16 protein-coding genes are annotated in these 17,118 nt (G+C 61.7%); 10 read left to right on the plus strand and 6 right to left on the minus strand.

Annotated features, from left to right (window positions below):
• The first annotated feature begins 5 nt into the window (after nucleotides 1-5).
• Nucleotides 6-686 (plus strand): SDR family NAD(P)-dependent oxidoreductase, encoded by a 681-nt coding sequence (locus tag ABG996_RS01635; protein WP_347478197.1) that lies wholly within the window; start codon nucleotides 6-8, stop codon nucleotides 684-686.
• A 50-nt stretch (nucleotides 687-736) separates the two neighbouring features.
• Here the strand turns inward: ABG996_RS01635 and ABG996_RS01640 are convergent, their stop codons facing one another.
• Complete coding sequence (locus tag ABG996_RS01640; protein WP_347478198.1) at nucleotides 737-1,462, minus strand: uracil-DNA glycosylase; 726 nt, start codon at nucleotides 1,460-1,462, stop codon at nucleotides 737-739.
• 87 nt (nucleotides 1,463-1,549) lie between these two features.
• The gene (locus tag ABG996_RS01645) at nucleotides 1,550-2,452 is read right to left on the minus strand and encodes a DMT family transporter (protein ID WP_117769856.1); all 903 of its coding nucleotides are present in this window, start codon (nucleotides 2,450-2,452) and stop codon (nucleotides 1,550-1,552) included.
• Nucleotides 2,453-2,610: 158 nt separating this feature from the next.
• Between ABG996_RS01645 and ABG996_RS01650 the strand changes: the two genes are divergently transcribed.
• On the plus strand, nucleotides 2,611-3,477 hold the full coding sequence (locus tag ABG996_RS01650) for a LysR family transcriptional regulator (RefSeq protein WP_117769855.1): 867 nt from the start codon (nucleotides 2,611-2,613) through the stop codon (nucleotides 3,475-3,477).
• 27 nt (nucleotides 3,478-3,504) lie between these two features.
• Here ABG996_RS01650 and ABG996_RS01655 read toward each other — a convergent pair whose 3' ends face one another.
• Nucleotides 3,505-4,887 (minus strand): MATE family efflux transporter, encoded by a 1,383-nt coding sequence (locus tag ABG996_RS01655; RefSeq protein WP_347478199.1) that lies wholly within the window; start codon nucleotides 4,885-4,887, stop codon nucleotides 3,505-3,507.
• Between the two features lie 425 nt (nucleotides 4,888-5,312).
• On the opposite strand from ABG996_RS01655, the gene ABG996_RS01660 reads away from it, so the two are divergent.
• Both ABG996_RS01660 and ABG996_RS01665 read left to right on the plus strand, forming a co-directional pair.
• On the plus strand, nucleotides 5,313-6,446 hold the full coding sequence (locus tag ABG996_RS01660) for an IS110 family RNA-guided transposase (protein WP_347478200.1): 1,134 nt from the start codon (nucleotides 5,313-5,315) through the stop codon (nucleotides 6,444-6,446).
• A gap of 97 nt (nucleotides 6,447-6,543) precedes the next feature.
• A complete protein-coding gene (locus ABG996_RS01665) occupies nucleotides 6,544-7,359 on the plus strand; it encodes a putative RNA methyltransferase (protein ID WP_347478201.1) in 816 nt (271 codons plus the stop codon).
• 128 nt (nucleotides 7,360-7,487) lie between these two features.
• Here ABG996_RS01665 and ABG996_RS01670 read toward each other — a convergent pair whose 3' ends face one another.
• Nucleotides 7,488-7,889: a hypothetical protein gene (locus ABG996_RS01670; protein ID WP_055286664.1), complete on the minus strand. Its 402-nt coding sequence runs from the start codon at nucleotides 7,887-7,889 to the stop codon at nucleotides 7,488-7,490.
• A gap of 439 nt (nucleotides 7,890-8,328) precedes the next feature.
• On the opposite strand from ABG996_RS01670, the gene ABG996_RS01675 reads away from it, so the two are divergent.
• Entirely contained in the window at nucleotides 8,329-9,033 is a 705-nt protein-coding gene (locus ABG996_RS01675; RefSeq protein WP_347478202.1) for a class I SAM-dependent methyltransferase, read from the plus strand.
• A gap of 37 nt (nucleotides 9,034-9,070) precedes the next feature.
• On the opposite strand, the gene ABG996_RS01680 is transcribed toward ABG996_RS01675, so the two are convergent.
• Complete coding sequence (locus ABG996_RS01680; RefSeq protein WP_006234539.1) at nucleotides 9,071-9,367, minus strand: hypothetical protein; 297 nt, start codon at nucleotides 9,365-9,367, stop codon at nucleotides 9,071-9,073.
• Between the two features lie 77 nt (nucleotides 9,368-9,444).
• Here ABG996_RS01680 and ABG996_RS01685 point away from each other — a divergent pair, with 77 nt between their 5' ends.
• Nucleotides 9,445-9,933 (plus strand): N-acetyltransferase, encoded by a 489-nt coding sequence (locus ABG996_RS01685; RefSeq protein ID WP_347478203.1) that lies wholly within the window; start codon nucleotides 9,445-9,447, stop codon nucleotides 9,931-9,933.
• Nucleotides 9,934-10,052: 119 nt separating this feature from the next.
• Here the strand turns inward: ABG996_RS01685 and mscL are convergent, their stop codons facing one another.
• A complete protein-coding gene (gene mscL / locus ABG996_RS01690; protein ID WP_347478204.1) occupies nucleotides 10,053-10,478 on the minus strand; it encodes a large conductance mechanosensitive channel protein MscL in 426 nt (141 codons plus the stop codon).
• Between the two features lie 245 nt (nucleotides 10,479-10,723).
• On the opposite strand from mscL, the gene ABG996_RS01695 reads away from it, so the two are divergent.
• The 4 genes from ABG996_RS01695 to ABG996_RS01710 all read left to right on the plus strand — a co-directional run bounded on the left by ABG996_RS01695 (nucleotide 10,724) and on the right by ABG996_RS01710 (nucleotide 17,090).
• A complete protein-coding gene (locus ABG996_RS01695; RefSeq protein ID WP_347478205.1) occupies nucleotides 10,724-12,727 on the plus strand; it encodes a GTP-binding protein in 2,004 nt (667 codons plus the stop codon).
• A 93-nt stretch (nucleotides 12,728-12,820) separates the two neighbouring features.
• Nucleotides 12,821-13,939 carry an AAA family ATPase gene (locus ABG996_RS01700; RefSeq protein ID WP_347478206.1) on the plus strand — a complete coding sequence of 373 codons (1,119 nt, stop codon included), beginning with the start codon at nucleotides 12,821-12,823 and terminating at the stop codon, nucleotides 13,937-13,939.
• 51 nt (nucleotides 13,940-13,990) lie between these two features.
• On the plus strand, nucleotides 13,991-14,545 hold the full coding sequence (locus ABG996_RS01705; protein WP_347478207.1) for a GNAT family N-acetyltransferase: 555 nt from the start codon (nucleotides 13,991-13,993) through the stop codon (nucleotides 14,543-14,545).
• A 52-nt stretch (nucleotides 14,546-14,597) separates the two neighbouring features.
• Nucleotides 14,598-17,090 carry an excinuclease ABC subunit UvrA gene (locus ABG996_RS01710; protein WP_347478208.1) on the plus strand — a complete coding sequence of 831 codons (2,493 nt, stop codon included), beginning with the start codon at nucleotides 14,598-14,600 and terminating at the stop codon, nucleotides 17,088-17,090.
• Nucleotides 17,091-17,118: the final 28 nt, after the last annotated feature.

Here is a 17,118-nt window from a genome sequence, read left to right on the forward strand (position 1 = left end):
CAAGTATGCGGGTTTTGATCACGGGCACTTCGGGCGGTATCGGAGCCGCGTGCGTGCAGCGCTTTTTGGATGAGGGCCACGAGGTCGTGGGCTTTGATCTGCTGTCGCCGGCGATCGAACACGAGCGCTACCGCCATCTGATCGTTGATGTCCGCGAGCCGGACTCGTTTCCAAGCGACCTTGAGCCTCAGGTAATCGTGAACGTTGCCGGTACGCAGGATTCGGCCGACGACATCGCCGCCAACCTGTGTGGCACCATCAACGTGACCGAGCGCTACGCCTTTGTGGGGGAGGGGCTTGCCGCCAAGCCGGCGCCGGCGATTAGATCCGTGGTCAATGTGGGGTCGGCGAGCGGACATACGGGATCGGAGTTTCCCGCCTATGCCGCCAGCAAGGGCGGTGTTATCGCCTACACCAAGAACCTTGCAAACCGCCTGGCACCGCAGGCCATCGCCAACAGTGTGGACCCGGGCGGCGTTATAACGCCGCTCAACCGTTGCGTGATGGAAGACGAACACCTGTGGAACCAGATTATGGAGCTCACGCCGCTTAAACGCTGGGCCACCGCCCAAGAGATCGCCGAGTGGATCTACTTTGTGGGCGTGACCAACCGGTTTATGACCGGGCAGAGCCTGTTGATCGATGGCGGCGAGGCCGGCCGCACGCAATTTATTTGGCCCGAATAGGAAACGCGCCCGATGGAAAGCCGTCGGGCGCGTTTTTGATGTATCGATTTTTAGCCGAGGCAAGCCCAGTTGACGGGGGTCGAGCCGTGCTGTTCGAGTAGCCGATTGGCAGCAGAGAAGGGGCGCGACCCCATAAAGGCGGGGAGTTCTGCCGTGGCACGGTTGGCCGAAAGCGGCGAGGGGTGCGTGGATGCCAGGCAGAACTTGCCGGTTGCCTTGCCCGCGCCGGTCGCGGCGAGCTTACCATCGACCATCTGCTGGGCAAAGCGGCCCCATGCCAAAAAGACGACCGGTTGGGGCAGCTGACAGCAGCGTTCGATAATGTAGTCGGTGAGCGTGCTCCAGCCCAGTTTGGCGTGCGAGTTCGCGGCATGCTCGCGCACGGTGAGCGTAGTGTTGAGGAGCAGGACGCCCTGTTGTGCCCAGGGGGTTAGGTCTCCCGTGGCGGGAATGGGGCAGCCCAGATCGGCTTTGAGTTCCTTATAGATGTTGCGCAGACTCGGCGGCAACTTGGTTTGCGTCGCGGGGACCGAGAACGACAACCCCATGGCCTGGTTGGGTCCGTGATAAGGGTCTTGACCCAAGATGACAACTTTGACCTGGTCGGCCGGCGTGTAGGCGAGGGCATTGAGGATGTCGTCTTGTGCCGGGTAGATGGTTTGCTTGGCACGCAAAAGGGCGATGCGCTCGAGCAGCTGGTTCGTAGTTTCACGTACCGGCCGCGGCGCATTGCTCAACCAAGTTGCTATGTTGCGGTCGCGGGTTGCGGTGTCCATGGGGCTCCTTTATGGCAGATGCTCTGTTGACATCTATTGTAAAGGCGTCTGGAGATCTTTATGCCGCGGCTGCATAAGGAGTGGGGTCTACGAGACGTGCTCGGGCGCTCCTGCCATGCGGGCCTGTCCATGTGCACGAAGGCGCGGAAGCTCGACGGTTGCCACCATGACGCCGGTGAGGATGAGGGCGGCGCCAAAGAAGGCGATGGGACTCAGGACCTCGCCGACCAGGAAGAACGAGAAGACGGCGGAGCAGACCGGCTCGAGCGAGAAGGCGAAGCCGGTAGTCTCGGCGGGCACGTGGGGCTGCACGAGCGTCTGGGTGATAAAGCCGTAGGCAGAGCAGATGAGTGCGAGGGCAACGACGACCACGATCTCGCTGGGCGTACTGGGAAGCGTGAAGCCGCCAAAGGTGAATGCGGCGATGCCCGAGAACAAGCCGCCAAAGCCCAGCTGCCAAACGCCCAGAGCAAGCGGATCGACTTCTTCGACAAACCGCTTGGCGACAATGATGTGTCCAGCGTAGATAAAGGCGGAGAGCAGCATGATGAGCGCGCCGGGATTCAGACTGGTAAAGTCGGCGCCCGAGAGCAGCAGCATGCCGCAGGTGACGATGGCCGTGCCGATGAGCACCTTGCGCTCGGGGGCGCGACGCAGCAGGGCGGCGTTGGCAAACGGCACGATCACGACCGTCAGGCTCTGCAAAAAGCCGGCGGTGGAGGCGGAGGTGAGGCTGGAGCCCAGGCACATGCAGGTGAGCTCGGTTGCCATAATGGCGCCGATGATGGCGGCGCGGACCATAAGGTTACGGTTGATGCGCAACGCGTGCTTGTGGAAGAGCAGCAGGCAAGCCGCAAAGGCGATGATGCAGCGCAGCGCGACGATGCTCGTGGCGTTCATGCTGTCCATGCCGATCTTCATAAGGGGATACGAAAAGCCCCATGCGACGGGAACGGAAAATGAGAGCGCGATTGCTTTTTTGCGATCCATGGGACTCCTTTTGTTACAGAACGGTTTCGCAAAAAGGATTCTGCTCCCAGATGTGGATGTAGTAAAGCGAATGTATCATCAGTATGATTAAGAAATGCTAATGTTGACAGAAAAAGCCCTGGCAAAACGTTTTACGGCAACATCGATGGGGAGGCACGATGGCATCGCGGTATCAGATTGTATGTATGGTGGTCGATTGCGGCAGTCTGAAACGTGCGGCGGACGAGCTGGGCTATACGCAAAGTGCGGTGAGCCAGGCCGTCAAGGCGCTCGAGCGCGAGCTGGGTACCACGCTTATCGAGCGCGGTAAGCAGGGTGTGTCGCTTACGCGCGATGGCAAGCAGTATCTGCCGTATCTGCGACAGATCGTAACTGCCGAGGCCGAGCTTGAGGGCAAACGTCAGGAGTTGCTGGGACTCTCCTCGACTGATATTCGTATCGCGACGTTTACCAACGTGAGTCGTACCGTATTGCCGCGCGTGATCCGCGATTTTGGAGCCCTGCACCCGGGCGTACGCTTTACCCTCAAGCAGGGCGATTACACGCGCAACGCCCAGTGGGTGCACGATGGCGTGGTTGATTTTTGCTTTACGGCACGCGGATTTACCGCTGGGCTCGAGAAGCGCGTGGTCTATCACGACGAGTTGGTGGCATTGTTGCCGACCGCGCATCCGCTGACGGCAAAGGAAAAGGTGACACTTGCCGACCTGGCGTCCGAGCCGTTTGTGCTGCTGGATGAGGGCGAACAGAGCTTGGTGCTCGATGCATTCGCGGCGCATGGGCTGTCGCCACACGTGACGAGTGAGGTAACCGACGACTACACCATCATGGCGATGGTGGAGGAGGGCCTAGGCGTGAGTATGCTGTATCGTCGTACCGTTGAGGGCATGCGGGCCGATATTCGTGTACGTCCCATCGTGCATGCTCCCTCGCGCGACGTGGTGGCAGCTTGGCGTAGCTGGGATACCATGCCTATCGCCACGAGGCGTTTTATCGACTATATGAGCTCGCATATTGTCAATTAATGACTGGCGTGGTGTTGAGTGCGGTGTTTAGCGGGCTGTCGCTTTGGCTTGGGTGGCGCGATAGGTGCGTGCCGGGTGGCAAAGTAGTACCGCCACGACCATAAAGAACGCCGTGGTGCCCAGGCTGATGGGGTAGACCATCATAATGTTCGCAAAGGTGCGGAAGTGCGGGAACACGCAGAATACCCAATAGAAGCGGATGCCGCAGACGCAGATCATGGTGATGAGGGCGGGCGTGAGCGAGATACCAAAGCCGCGCAGGTAGCCTGACATGTTTTCGTAGAACATGCTAAAGGCATACGCCGGGAAGATCGAACACACGCGGATATAGCCGATCGAGACGATGTTGGGATCGCTGTTAAAGAGCGACAAGATCTCGCGCCCCAGGCCGACAATAACGATAATCGTGGTGAGTGCAACGATACCGCCTTCGACCAGGCAGACCTTGAGCGTTTTAGTGCAGCGGCCGATCTGGCGGGCACCGTGGTTTTGTCCCACAAAGGTAGTGCAAGCCTGGCTAAAGCTGTTGAGCAGGTTGTAGCACACGTACTCCAGGCTCATGGCGGCGCTCGATGCCGCCATGACCTCGGTGCCCAAGCTGTTGATGGCGGACTGGATGATGATGTTGGCGACGGCAAACACGGCGCTTTGGATGCCGGCGGGCAGGCCGATCTTGACGATGCGCTTGAGGGCGACGGGGTCGATAGCCAGGTCGCGAAGGGTGACGCGGACGACGGAGTCGGTCTTGAGCAGGCGAATAAAGAGCGTAGTGGCGCTGACGGTGTAGGCGATGGCGGTGGCGATGGCGACACCCGCGACGCCCCAGTGGAGTACGGGGACAAAGATGAGGTCCAGACCAATGTTGAGGACGGTGGATACGGCAAGCGCCTGCAGCGGCATGCGGGTGATGCCGACGGAGCGGAAGATCGCGGCCTCAAAGTTGTAGAGCAAGATCGAGGGCATGCTGAGCAAAAAGACGCGCAGGTAGAGCGAGGCGAGGGGCATAGTCTCGGCGGGAACGTTGAGCGCGGCGAGCATGGGCTCGGCAAAGATCTCGCCCAGAGCGATGACGACAAAGCCCACAAGTGCCATAAGAATCGAGGTATGGACGGCGCGTTTGACCATGTTCTGATCGTTGCGGCCGATAGCATTGGCGATGACCACGTTGGAGCCAAGCGACATGCCGATAAACAGGTTGAGCATAAGACTGGTAAGCGGAACATTGGAGCCGACCGCCGCCATGGCGAGGGTTCCCTGGTCGCCCGAGAAGTTACCGATAATGACCGTGGCGATGAGGTTCGACAGCTGCTCCAAGATGCTCGTGGCGGCCACGGGGAAGGCGAACAGGGGAATATTGCGCCACAACGAGCCGGTGGTCATGTCAATGTGCTTAGATGCAGTATCAGCCATACGCTCTCAATCTCTAACATGCTATATCGTGCTTATTTGCGCAGACGATGATACTCCTAATGCAACCAGTCGGCACTTAGGGACGTTCCTTTTCTGTCGGCAGCTGGGGACACTCCTTATCTCTTCTAACTAGTCATTCAAGAACGTCTCTTCTAACTAGTCATTCAAGAACGTCCATTACAGTCGAAATTGTCAGCCCGGGACTGTCTCGGGCTACGATTGAGGCGCGCCCAGAACGGGCCGCCGACCGGGCGCCCGCGCACGGCCGAACGTCCCTGCCCCCGAGAGGGCCTGTTGGGTGCTGCCGGCGCGGGACGCGCCGCCCCCGACGGCTGATAGGAAAGTGCCGGGCAGGCGCCGCGGCTGGTAATGTGAGTGCCGAGGGGGAGGCCATCCGGTCGAACGACTACCGGAAGGATACCACCGTGAAAGCGCCATCCACCAGACCCGCGGCCGTGCTCGGCCTGGACGTCGGCAAGTCATCGCACTGGGCCTGCCTGATCGACCGCGACGGGGAGGTGCTGGCCAGCGCCCCCGTCCGCAACAGGGAGGCCGAGCTCGACGCGCTGTTCGCCTCCGCGCCCGCCGGCACGCTCGTCGTCGTCGACCAGTTCCGCAACATAGGGTCCCTCGCCGTGAGGCGGGCCCGCGCCGCAGGGCTCGGGGTCGCCCACCTGCCCGGGCTCGCCGCCAGCCGCGCCGCGGGCCTGTTCGCCGGCGAGGCCAAGACCGATGAGCGCGACGCCGCGGTGATCGCGCGGACCGCCCTGGGCGTGCCGGACTCCCTGTCGGGGGTCCCGGGCCGCGGCGAGGCCCTCGAGGCCGCCCGCGCCCTCTCGTCGCAGCGCGACCACGTCGTCGCCTGCGCGACCAGGGACAAGAACCGCCTGCGCGCGGTGCTGCTCGAGTCCTGCCCGGCCCTCGAGGCCGCGGTCGACCTGTCGGACCGGCGGTGGCTGGAGCTGCTCGCCGGGTTCGGCGGGGCGTGGGGGATCGCCCGCTCCGGGGCCGAGGGCCCGCGGGCCGAGGCCGCCGGGGAGGCCGCGGCCGCCTCCACCGCGCCCCCGCCGGCGCTCGTCGAGGCCGAGAACAGGCAGGTCAGGTTCCTGGCCGCCCGGATATCGGAGGCCCTCGACGAGGCCGGGGCCCTCGAGGCCGAGACGGCGGCGCTGCTCGAGGGCGACGAGACCCACGCGTGTCTGCTCACCGTGCCCGGCATCGGCCCGAGGACCGCGGCGCAGCTCGCGGTGTCGGTCGACATCGGGAGGTTCCCGGACCACGACCACCTGGCCTCGTACTGCGGCATAGCCCCGAGGGTGAGGAGCTCCGGCACGTCGGTGAGGTCGGTCAGGGCGTCCAGGCGCGGCGACGCGAGGCTCAAGTCCCTGCTGATCTTCTCGTGCAACAGCCTGGTGAGGTCCTCGGGGCGCTACGGCGAGTACTACCGGGCCTGCAGGGCGCGGGGCATGGGGCACGGGCGGGCGCTCAAGGCCGTCGCGAGGAAGCGGCTCAGGGCGATATACGCCGTGATGCGCGACCGGGTGCCCTACCGGGAGTAGCCCCGACGGTTGACAAAACTATAGGAACACCCAATGACTAGGTGGGGAAGGCATGCGACAATGGTGGGCGTTGTGTTGTTCGCGCTAAGGAGTTGCCATGTTGTTGTGTCCCGTTTGCCATGAGCCTTTGGTGGGCAATGAGCGCGGTGCTGCATGCGCGGGCGGACACCGGTTTGACCGTGCTCGCGAGGGCTATCTATATCTACTGCGCTCGTCCAAGAGCGGCGACTCCATGGGCGATCCCAAGTCGCAGGCACGCAGCCGTCGTGACTTTTTGAACCGTGGTTACTATGCGCCGTTGCGCGATGCGATGGTCGAGCTCGTGCGCGAGCGGGTGTCTGGGCGTGCAGCATCTGCGAACGGCCCCATGACGCTGCTCGATATTTGCTGCGGCGAGGGCTACTACACCAGCGCCATGGGCGCGGTGCCGGGCGTGGGCGCTTACGGGTTCGACTTGGGCAAAGAGATGGTGCGCCTGGCCGCCAAGCGCGGCGATGCGACCTATTTCGTGGCCAACATGAAGGACATCCCCGTGGCGGACGGCGCCTTCGATATGGTGACCGAGCTCTTCGCTCCCTTTAACGAGCGTGAGTTTGCCCGCGTGCTGGCGCCAGAGGGCTCACTCTATACCGTGGTACCGGGTGCCCGTCATTTGTTTGGGCTCAAGGAGGTGCTCTACGACACGCCATATCTTAATGACGAGAAGCTGCCGCAGACCACCGAGCTCGAGTTGGTCGGAACGCAGCGGGTGTCTGCGAATATTACGCTTCAGACCCAGGCGGACATCGAGGCGGTGTTCCAGATGACGCCGTACTACTACCGCACGCGCCCCGCCGACAAAGAGCGCCTGGCAAACCTCGATACCCTTCAGACTGACATCGACTTCATCATCGCCGAGTACCGCCACAGCTAACAACCTGCCAAATAGGGACAGGTTTATTTTGGTAGGTTTTATCTGGGCAAACGTAAAGGGCCGACCGCGGAGATGCGCGATCGGCCCTTTTTAGTTGCTTGGCTGCAGAGGTTATGAGAAGCGAGCGCTTATAGGCGGTCCTTGTTCTCGGCCTTAACGGCGTGTGCCTGCTGAACAAAGAACAGGTCGTACACCACGATGACAAAGGCGCCAAAGTTGATGGCGTCGCCGCCAAACGCGGGAAGCGTGAGCACCGCTTGGGCAAGCGTGGCGACCGCGGCAACAATACCGAGCTTAAACGCGCCGTCCACCTGCGAAGGCTTGTTGGCGCCCTTGATACCGGCGACGCCTGCGGCAAGGTCGACGAGACCCTTGGCGATAAGCACGACCGCTGCGAGCGTGGCGTACGAACCGTACGTGGAATCGAGACCGCCCGTGGCGATACCGACGCCGGCGGTGACGAGGCTGGCGATGCCCAAAACAAAGTAGATGAGAGCAAGGATTTTGAGAGTCTTGCGAGTGAAGCTCATGGCTGGTCCTTTCGATACGAGTACGCCAACTTGGCGTACCCAATGTACTGCACATATGGTGAAGCACATTGTAGTTCAACGCGGCGATGCATGCGTTTGAAAGCGCATTGAGCCCGCGCAGCCAAACCCAACCTTTCAAAAAGGAAAGCTGGGCGTAAGTCAAATCGATGGCAGCGTATGCGCGGCGCTGCGATGATGGGTCCATGGTAAGAGCTGGTCTCAAGGAGGAGCCATGATGTACGGAACAGGGCAAGTGCATGAGCCGCGGTCGTTGGGAAGGCGCATGGGTGATTCTGTGATCGCTGCCGTGTGCACGGGATTGATGGCGGTGCTTTGCATTGGGATGCTGTGGGCCATGTCGCATGTGGGACAATAGCGGACGGTTGGGTGTCGTCATGAACGGCGCTCGCGTATTCGTTTTGCTTGTTAAGGAGTGTCCATGGGCGTCGCCGATCCCTTTTTTGTTGCTCGGGCCGCGGGGCTTGAGCTGACCGGGAAGTCCGAGGGCCTCACGCTCACCGACGGCACAATGGAGCTGCGTGCCGATTTTGGCCGCATGCTTCCACGGCTCAAACAGGGCCGTCTGCAGCAAGAGCTGCTGGTAAAGGCTGCGCGCGCAAAAGGCATCGAGAGCCCATGGGCGATTGACGCCACGGCAGGCTTTGGCGAGGATTCGCTGCTGCTGGCTGCCGCGGGCTTTACCGTCGATCTATATGAACAGGATTGTGTGATTGCGGCGCTCCTCAAGGATGCTTTGGATCGCGCGGCAGATGATCCGGCGCTTGCGGCTGCCGTGTCGCGCATGCGCTTACATGCGGGCGAGGACAGCATTGCCGGCCTTCGCCATACAGCTGAGCTGATCGGGCAGGGCGAGCTCACCGCTCCCGACGTGGTATATCTGGACCCCATGTTTCCCGGGCGCACCAAGAGCGCGGCGGTGAAAAAGAAGTTCCAACTCTTGCATCATCTGGAACAGCCGTGCGCCGATGAGGAGACGCTGGTCGAAGCCGCGCTTGCGGTGCACCCGCGCAAGGTCGTTATCAAGCGGCCGGTGAAGGGGCCACTGCTTGCCGGCGTTAAGCCGAGCTATCAGCTTGCGGGCAAGGCCGTTCGTTACGATGTGTTGGTGCCGCCGCGTCCATAGCCCGTGCGCAATGGCCGGCATTGCGCCAATGGGGAGCCTATTTCCAAGGGTGCGACGTCAGGTGCCAGCCGCCGCAGTATTCGCATTTGTAGCAGGCTAAGCCGCGCCGCCCGCGGTTTTCGCAGTCGGCCATAACGGCCTCGGCCTCGGCGCGCGTGTCGTAACGGTTTTTGCGTTCGCACGACTTGTAGCGCCAGGCTTCATCGCGCTCGGCGTTCAGGGCATCGCGGCGCTCGTCTTCGCGCGCAAACAGGTCGCTCATATCGCCGCCGGTGGCAGCGCCCAAAAACTCGCTTTTGGCCTTTGACCAGGCGGCTCGCTTTTTGCTCCCCATCTGCATCGCGCCCCTCTCCAAACGTTGGTATCATTGCTCAATCAAAGTGATACCAATTAACGTGAGGTCGCCGCGTGATGATCAGAAAAACCCTCGATACCGACATTCCCGCTGTTATGGCTATCTATGACACGGCCCGCGCCTTTATGCGCGCGCATGGCAACGCCACGCAGTGGCCCGAGGGCACGCCTTCGGCCGAGCAGCTGGCTGCCGATATTGCCGCCGGTGGCAGCTATGTGTGCGAAGTCGACGGTCGCGTGGTGGCGACGTTTGCCTTTTTGCCGGGTCCGGACGAGTGCTATGACGTAATTGAGGACGGGCAATGGCGCAGCGATACTCCGTACGCCGTGTTGCACCGTGTGGCATCCGACGGCACCGTGCACGGTATCGCGGCTGCGATGTTTGCCTTTGCCAAAGAGCGTGCCGACCACCTGCGTATCGATACACATCGGGACAACCTGCCCATGCAGGGCGCGAGTATTAAAGCGGGGTTTGAGCGTGCCGGTGTCGTGCATGTGTCGGACGGCACGCCGCGTGTTGCGTTTGACTGGCTGCGTGAGGCATAAGAGCGGGATGCGTACCAGTCCTTGATTCGAATGAAAAATGGCCCCGGGTGGGGCCATTTTTGGTTGATTGGGGTGAGTTGGGTGTTCGTCGCTCTCGGGAGGACGCTATAGCTTCGCAACTACGCTTTGGGTAGCTCGCTTCCGCAGTGGCAACACTTGGTCGCGCCTTCGTGCACCTCTTCCAGACAATACGGGCAGACGGGCGCAGGTGCGGCTTCCTCGGTGGTGGCACCGGCGAGCCTGTCGCCAATCTCCTGCGCCTTGTTGAAGGCCTTGATGATGGCAAAGACGATCGCCGCCACAATCAAAAAGTTGATGCATGCGCCGATAAACGCGCCAAAGTCGATATTGGTGCCCGGCACCACCAACCCCGAGATCTCGGTGGCGCTGCCGCCGGCAATCACGGAGATAAGCGGATTGATGATGTTATCGGTAAGCGAGGTCACGATAGAGGTAAATGCGCCGCCGATAATCACGCCGACGGCCATGTCCATCACGTTGCCGCGATTGATGAATTCCTTGAACACGTTGAGCAATGCCTTCATGGTGGCTCCTCGCAGTTGTGGGGCTCGCGTTGTTACTGCCCTAGATGGGCCCGGGCAGACAAAAAGGGGAGATGCCGGCTTTCGCAAGGCGCGAACCTACGAAAATCGCCGCGCGGCAACGCGGGGCGATGAGCTCGGTCGGGGGATAGGGCCCGCTTCGCCCGCCGGCCCGTAAATTGTATCATCCAGTGTGGAACGAGGACGCCCGTTGCCGCGTGCGATGGGCTTGTAATAAGAGGAGAGCCATGTCGAAGCAGGCAGTCGTTGGAATCTTGGCGCATGTCGATGCCGGCAAGACCACGTTGGCCGAGGCCATGCTGTTCAACGCGGGCCGCATTCGCAAGCGCGGCCGCGTGGACGATGGCGATTCGCATCTGGACACTAACGCGATCGAGCGTGAGCGCGGCATTACGATCTTCTCGTCGCAGGCCGTGCTCGACCACGGCGATACCCGCGTCATGCTTGTGGATGCGCCCGGCCACGTCGATTTTTCGGCCGAGGCGGAGCGCACACTGCGCGCGCTCGACTATGCGATTTTGGTTGTGAGCGCCAACGACGGCGTGCAGGGGCACACCGAAACCCTGTGGCGTCTGCTTGCGCGCTATGACATTCCGACGTTCATCTTTATCAACAAAATCGATTTGGAGAATCCCGGCCGCGATGTTTTGCTGGCACAACTTGGGCAACGTCTCTCCGAGGGCTGCCTGGATGCCAGCGAACTGCTGGTGGGCGGGGCTGTTCAGGAGGACGCTGCTGCGTTGGACGAGGCGGCGCTCGAGGAGTTTCTTGAGGCGGGTGAGCTTTCCGCCGCGACGCTGTCGCGCATGGTTGCCGAGCGCAAGCTCTTTCCCTGCTTTGCCGGCTCGGCGCTCAAGGACCAAGGCGTGGACGAGCTGCTAGATGGCATATGCGTGCTGATGCGCGAACAGGCATGGCGCCCGGAGTTTGCCGCGCGCGTCTATCGTGTCAGCCGTGGGGATCGCGGTGAGCGCTTGGCTTGGGTTAAAGTGACCGGCGGCACGCTGCATGCCAAGCAGATGATTGACGGACGTTCCGGTGCCGAGGCATGGGAGCAGAAGGTCGATCAGGTCCGCATCTATAACGGCGAGAAGTATGAGCTTGCCCAAGAAGTTGCTGCTGGCGGTATTTGTGCCGTGACGGGTCTTGTGCACGTTCGCCCAGGGGACGCCTTGGGCGCGGAGCCTGCGGGCGATGCGCCCCTCATTGCGCCAGTTCTCACCTATACGGTGCTTCCGGGCGAACACGATGTCCATGCGGTGTTTAAAGCGCTGACCGAGTTGGCGGACGAAGACCCCATGCTCGGCGTAAGCTGGAATACGCATCTAGAGCAGATTCATTTGCAGTTGATGGGCGCCGTGCAACTTGAGGTCGTGCAGCGGGTGTTGGCCGATCGCTTTGGCCTTTCGGTTGAGTTTGAGTCTGGCGGCATTCTCTATAAGGAGACTATTTCGCAGCCGGTCGAGGGCGTGGGCCACTTTGAGCCACTGCGCCACTATGCCGAGGTGCATCTACGCCTGGAGCCGTTGCCGGCGGGTTCGGGCGTGCAGTTTGGTACCGTGACCTCGACCGACGAGCTCGATCTTAACTGGCAGCGTTTGGCACTCACCAACGCCATGGAGCGCGATCACCTGGGCGTGCTGACCGGCTCGCCCATCACCGATGTGCGCATTACGCTCACGGGCGGCCGCGCGCATGCCAAGCACACCGAGGGCGGCGACTTTCGCCAGGCCACGTACCGCGCGATTCGACAGGGACTCATGCAGGCACGTGAGGCCGGCGCGGCGGTGCTGTTGGAGCCGTGGTACCGCTTTGAGCTCGAGGTGCCGGGGGAGTGCGTGGGCCGGGCGTTGTCAGACGTCACGCGCATGGGTGCCGAGTACGAGCCTCCGGCAATGGCGGGCGACCGGGCGAAGCTTGTGGGTCGCGTACCGGCATCCGAGGTGCAGGATTACGCGCTGGAGGTGGCTGCCTACACGAGCGGACGCGGACATCTGTACCTAGAGTTTGCTGGTTATGCGCCCTCCCACGACGCCGAGTGCGTAATCGAGACGGCGGCCTATGAGCCCGAGGCCGATCTGCCCAACACGCCTGACTCGGTCTTTTGCTCTCACGGCGCCGGTTACACCGTCAAATGGTACGACGTACCTGCCGCGGCGCACGTAAAGGTCGATCCCGCCACCTTCCGCCCCTGGCGAGCAGCAGACGCCGAGTTTTTCGGCCACATGTGACAAAGGGCCAGTTCCTTTGTCACATCCTATTGGTATAACTCGGTATAAGTTGGTATAACTATTACCAGGGTTTGCCAATCCGAGGAGGCCGATATGAATCCAAATCCCTTTAAGCCCACGGCTGGTAAGCGGCCTCCGATACTCATCGGCCGCGAGTCGGTCATCGAAGATTTCGAGGAAGGGCTCGATAACGGTGCCGGAGCGCCGGGTAGGCTCATGCTCATTACGGGAAACCGCGGCTGCGGCAAAACGGTTCTCCTGCGGGAGCTGCAACGTCTAGCCAGCGAGCGCGGATGGGCGGTTGTCTCCGATTCCGCTTCGCTTGGCTTGTGCGACCGCCTGGCCGACGCACTTCGCTCGAATAAACCCGTTGTGACGTCAATGGAGTTCGGGCCGTCGTTTGGCCGGATGTCGGTCGAGGCGGCGCGGGCAAAGGGCGAGACGCTACGAGGGCTGGTCAACGAGCGCCTCAAGAAGCTCGGTCCAGGCAAGGGCATACTGTTTGCGATTGATGAGGCGCAGTCTGCGTCTATCGAGGAGCTGGCGGCTCTTGCCGTCCTCTATCAGCAAGTGCTCGGAGATCAGGATGCCACGGGCTTGTCCGATAACGACCAGCGTGGTCTTGCGCTGGTGTTCGCCGGCTTGCCCAGTATGGTTGATGACTTGCTCGAAGAGCCGAGCGTAACGTTTTTGCGCCGCGCCCAGCAGCGTACGCTGGGGACGATTTCTTTGCCCAAAGTGCGCGATTCATATATCCAGACGGTCAAAGACGCTGGTCTTTACGTTGACGCGGAGACGGCGGACCTTGCGGCACGCAAGAGCATGGGGCATCCCTATATGGTTCAGCTGGTGGGCTATTACATGTGGCGCTCTGCTGTCCGACGTGGCTCACAGGTCATCGAAAGGCGCGATGTCGAGGATGGCCATGCGGATGCCGTCTTCGAGTTCTATGAAGCGGTTGACGCGCCCCTGTATTACGGGCTGCGCAGTCCACAGCGCCTTTTTATCGAGGCCATGGCGGTTGACGAGGACAAGCCGACGCGCATGGCGGATATCATTGAGCGCTGCGATCGTACCCAGAGCTGGGCGAGTAAATATCGCGCAAGCCTGATTCGCGAGCGCGTCATCGAGGCTGCCGGATACGGTCTCGTCCGGTTTACCGTGCCCATGCTGGGCGAGTACATCCGCGACCGCGTTTTATGGCATGAGTGACGTGACAAAGGGACAGCCCCTTTGTCACGTCGATAGTTGAGAGGCTAAATAATGGCGATTCATACTGAGCGCTTGACGCTTCGTCCGTGGCGCGAGGCGGATGCGGCGAGCTTGTTTACATATGCGAGCGATCCGGACGTGGGGCCGGCTGCGGGCTGGCCACCCCATCGAAGCATTGAGGAAAGCAGGGAGATCATTCGGACAGTCTTTGCGGCGCCCCATACCTTTGCCATTTGCCTGCCTGAGACAGACGAGCCCGTGGGCAGCATCGGGCTCATGCCGCCTCGCTGTGAGTCGAACAGCCAAAGAGGCGGACTCGAGTTCGAGGTGGGCTATTGGATCGCCAAGCCGTTCTGGCGCCGAGGCTTTGCTCCCGAGGCGGTGCAAGCCATGCAGCGCTATGCGTTCGAAACACTTGGCTGCAAGGCATTTTGGTGCGGATACTACGAGGGCAATAACAAGTCGCTACGCGTTCAGCAAAAATGCGGCTTCATGCCTCATCACGTTGAACGCGACGTGCCCTGCGAGCTTATGGGCGATGTGCGTACCGAGTACTTTACGTATTTGACCCGCGAAGACTGGCGCAGGCAGGCACAGTGCAAGTAATGTGACAAAGGGACAGTTCCTTTGCCACGTTCGGCTAACAGGAAGGGGAGCGATGGCGGTGTCGCAACAACCAAGTGCTATCGAGGTGCGTGGCGCACGTGTCCATAACCTCAAGGACATCGATATCGATATCCTGCTGGGAAGGCTCGTGGGTATTGCCGGCGTGTCGGGCTCGGGCAAGAGCTCGCTTGCACTGGGGGTTCTTTATGCCGAGGGCTCGCGCCGCTACTTGGAAGCGCTCAGCACCTATACTCGCCGTCGCCTGACGCAGGCCGAGCACGCTCAGGTGGATGAGGTATTGCACGTACCGGCGGCGCTCGCACTACACCAGCGTCCGAGCGTACCGGGCGTGCGCTCGACTTTTGGCACCATGACCGAGCTCAACAATAGCCTACGTCTGCTCTTTAGCCGTTGCGCCCATCACGTGTGTCCGCACTGCGGGGCGCGTGTGGAGCCGAGCCTTAACGTGGCTGCGGGCCTGTCGCTCGCGTGTCTGACATGCGGCCGCGAGTTCTACGCGCCGAGTGCCGAGGATTTGGCTTTCAATAGCGGCGGTGCGTGCCCTACCTGCGGCGGCACCGGTGTCATGCGCGAGGTGGACGAAGCGAGCCTGGTGCCCGACGAGTCAAAGACCATCAATGAAGGCGCAGTGCTTCCTTGGGGCACGCTCATGTGGGATCTGATGAAGCAGGTGGCAGGCGAGATGGGCGTGCGCACCGATGTGCCGTTTAACCAGCTCACGCCTCAAGAGCGCGATATCGTGTTCCACGGCCCGGCGGTTAAGAAGCACATTCTCTACGTTCCCAAAAACGGCGAGGGCGCCACGCCGCTCGACTTTACCTATTACAACGCCGTCTATACCGTTGAGAATGCGCTCGCCAAGGTTAAGGACGATAAGGGGCTTAAGCGTGTGGCTCGCTTTTTGCGCGAGGGACCATGCCGTGACTGCGCCGGCACGCGTCTTTCCGAGGCTGCGCGCCAGCCCCAGGTGCGCGGTATCAATCTGGCACAGGCGGCGGCCATGACGTTAGGCGAGGCGATTGAGTGGGTGCGCGGGGTGCCCGCATCCTTGCCGGCCGAGATGCAGCCCATGGCAGCGGATATCTGCGATTCATTTTTGGGCGCGGCCCGTCGTCTGGTCGATCTGGGTCTCGATTACCTTTCGCTCGATCGCGCCGGTGCCACGCTTTCCACGGGCGAGCGTCAGCGCGTTCAGCTCGCTCGCGTGGTGCGCAACCGATCGACGGGCGTGCTTTATGTGTTAGATGAGCCCTCGATCGGCTTGCATCCTGCCAATGTCGACGGCTTGGTAGGCGTGATGCGCGATCTGGTGGATGACGGCAACACCGTGGTTGTTGTCGACCACGATACGCGCGTACTGGCGGAAGCCGACTATCTGGTCGAGATGGGCCCCGTTGCCGGAGCAGGCGGCGGTAACGTGATCGCTGCCGGTACGGTAGACGAGGTCGAGCAATCGCGGGGCAGCCGCATCGCCCCGTTTTTGCGCGCAGAGTCCAAGCGCTTGCGTCCGCAGGTGACTGACGACGAAATGTTCAATCAGGGACATATCCGCATGGCAACCGAGGCCATCCATACCGTCAAGCCGCTTGAAGTCGATATCCCGCGCGGCCGCCTTGTTGCGGTTACGGGCGTTTCGGGTTCGGGTAAGACGACGTTGGTGCTCGAGACGCTCATTCCGGCGCTTAGGGCCCAGGCAGCTGGCGAGCGCCTGCCAAGCCATGTGCGCTGGGTCGACGCCGAAGGCATTGCCCGCGCCAACCTGATTGACGCCACGCCCATCGGCGCCAACGTGCGCTCGACGGTGGCGACTTATGCCGACATCCATGACGAGCTGCGTCGTGCCTTTGCCCGTACGCCCGAGGCCAAGGCAGCTGGCTACAAGGCGGGTGCCTTTAGCTATAACACCGGCGCGTTGCGCTGCCCTACGTGCGACGGCACGGGCTCGATATCGCTCGACGTGCAGTTTTTGCCCGATGTCGAGATCGTCTGCCCGGCATGTCGCGGTTCGCGTTATGCAGACGCGGCTTCGCATATCCATCGCGAGGGCAAGGACGGGAGTCTGCTTACGTTGCCGCAGCTCATGGACATGAGTGTGGACGAGGCCCTCGACGCCACGGTGGGACTCAAGAAGGTTCAGGCGTGCTTGCAGACCTTGCACGACCTGGGCCTGGGCTATCTCACACTCGGTGAGCCCACCCCGGCGCTCTCGGGCGGCGAGGCGCAGCGTCTTAAGCTTGCGAGCGAGATGGGCCGCGTGCAGGACGATGCCGTATTCGTATTCGACGAGCCTACGATTGGCCTGCATCCGCTCGATGTTCAGGTGTTGCTGAGTGTGTTTGACGGCCTCGTTGCCAAGGGCGCCACGGTTATCGTGATCGAACACGATCTCGACCTTATCCGCAATGCCGATTACGTGGTCGACATGGGCCCGGGCGGTGGCGATGCGGGCGGGCAAATCGTCTGCTCCGGTACGCCGGGCGACATCGCGGCCTGCCCCGCAAGCATTACCGGCCGCTACCTATAGACAATGAGGCAAAGGGACAGCCCCTTTG

It is taken from the genome of Collinsella aerofaciens, assembly GCF_039836695.1.
Classification (GTDB): Bacteria; Actinomycetota; Coriobacteriia; order Coriobacteriales; family Coriobacteriaceae; genus Collinsella; species Collinsella aerofaciens_BD.

What these genes read in the sequence shown, in the direction of transcription:
- mscL (WP_347478204.1), bottom strand. Translation starts at nt 10,478, where the DNA reads ATGAAGGCATTGCTCAACGTGTTCAAGGAATTCATCAATCGCGGCAAC.
- ABG996_RS01710 (WP_347478208.1), top strand. Translation starts at nt 14,598, where the DNA reads ATGGCGGTGTCGCAACAACCAAGTGCTATCGAGGTGCGTGGCGCACGT.
- ABG996_RS01680 (WP_006234539.1), bottom strand. Translation starts at nt 9,367, where the DNA reads ATGGGGAGCAAAAAGCGAGCCGCCTGGTCAAAGGCCAAAAGCGAGTTT.
- ABG996_RS01635 (WP_347478197.1), top strand. Translation starts at nt 6, where the DNA reads ATGCGGGTTTTGATCACGGGCACTTCGGGCGGTATCGGAGCCGCGTGC.
- ABG996_RS01645 (WP_117769856.1), bottom strand. Translation starts at nt 2,452, where the DNA reads ATGGATCGCAAAAAAGCAATCGCGCTCTCATTTTCCGTTCCCGTCGCA.
- ABG996_RS01705 (WP_347478207.1), top strand. Translation starts at nt 13,991, where the DNA reads ATGGCGATTCATACTGAGCGCTTGACGCTTCGTCCGTGGCGCGAGGCG.
- ABG996_RS01685 (WP_347478203.1), top strand. Translation starts at nt 9,445, where the DNA reads ATGATCAGAAAAACCCTCGATACCGACATTCCCGCTGTTATGGCTATC.
- ABG996_RS01665 (WP_347478201.1), top strand. Translation starts at nt 6,544, where the DNA reads ATGTTGTTGTGTCCCGTTTGCCATGAGCCTTTGGTGGGCAATGAGCGC.
- ABG996_RS01675 (WP_347478202.1), top strand. Translation starts at nt 8,329, where the DNA reads ATGGGCGTCGCCGATCCCTTTTTTGTTGCTCGGGCCGCGGGGCTTGAG.
- ABG996_RS01650 (WP_117769855.1), top strand. Translation starts at nt 2,611, where the DNA reads ATGGCATCGCGGTATCAGATTGTATGTATGGTGGTCGATTGCGGCAGT.
- ABG996_RS01670 (WP_055286664.1), bottom strand. Translation starts at nt 7,889, where the DNA reads ATGAGCTTCACTCGCAAGACTCTCAAAATCCTTGCTCTCATCTACTTT.
- ABG996_RS01640 (WP_347478198.1), bottom strand. Translation starts at nt 1,462, where the DNA reads ATGGACACCGCAACCCGCGACCGCAACATAGCAACTTGGTTGAGCAAT.
- ABG996_RS01695 (WP_347478205.1), top strand. Translation starts at nt 10,724, where the DNA reads ATGTCGAAGCAGGCAGTCGTTGGAATCTTGGCGCATGTCGATGCCGGC.
- ABG996_RS01700 (WP_347478206.1), top strand. Translation starts at nt 12,821, where the DNA reads ATGAATCCAAATCCCTTTAAGCCCACGGCTGGTAAGCGGCCTCCGATA.
- ABG996_RS01655 (WP_347478199.1), bottom strand. Translation starts at nt 4,887, where the DNA reads ATGGCTGATACTGCATCTAAGCACATTGACATGACCACCGGCTCGTTG.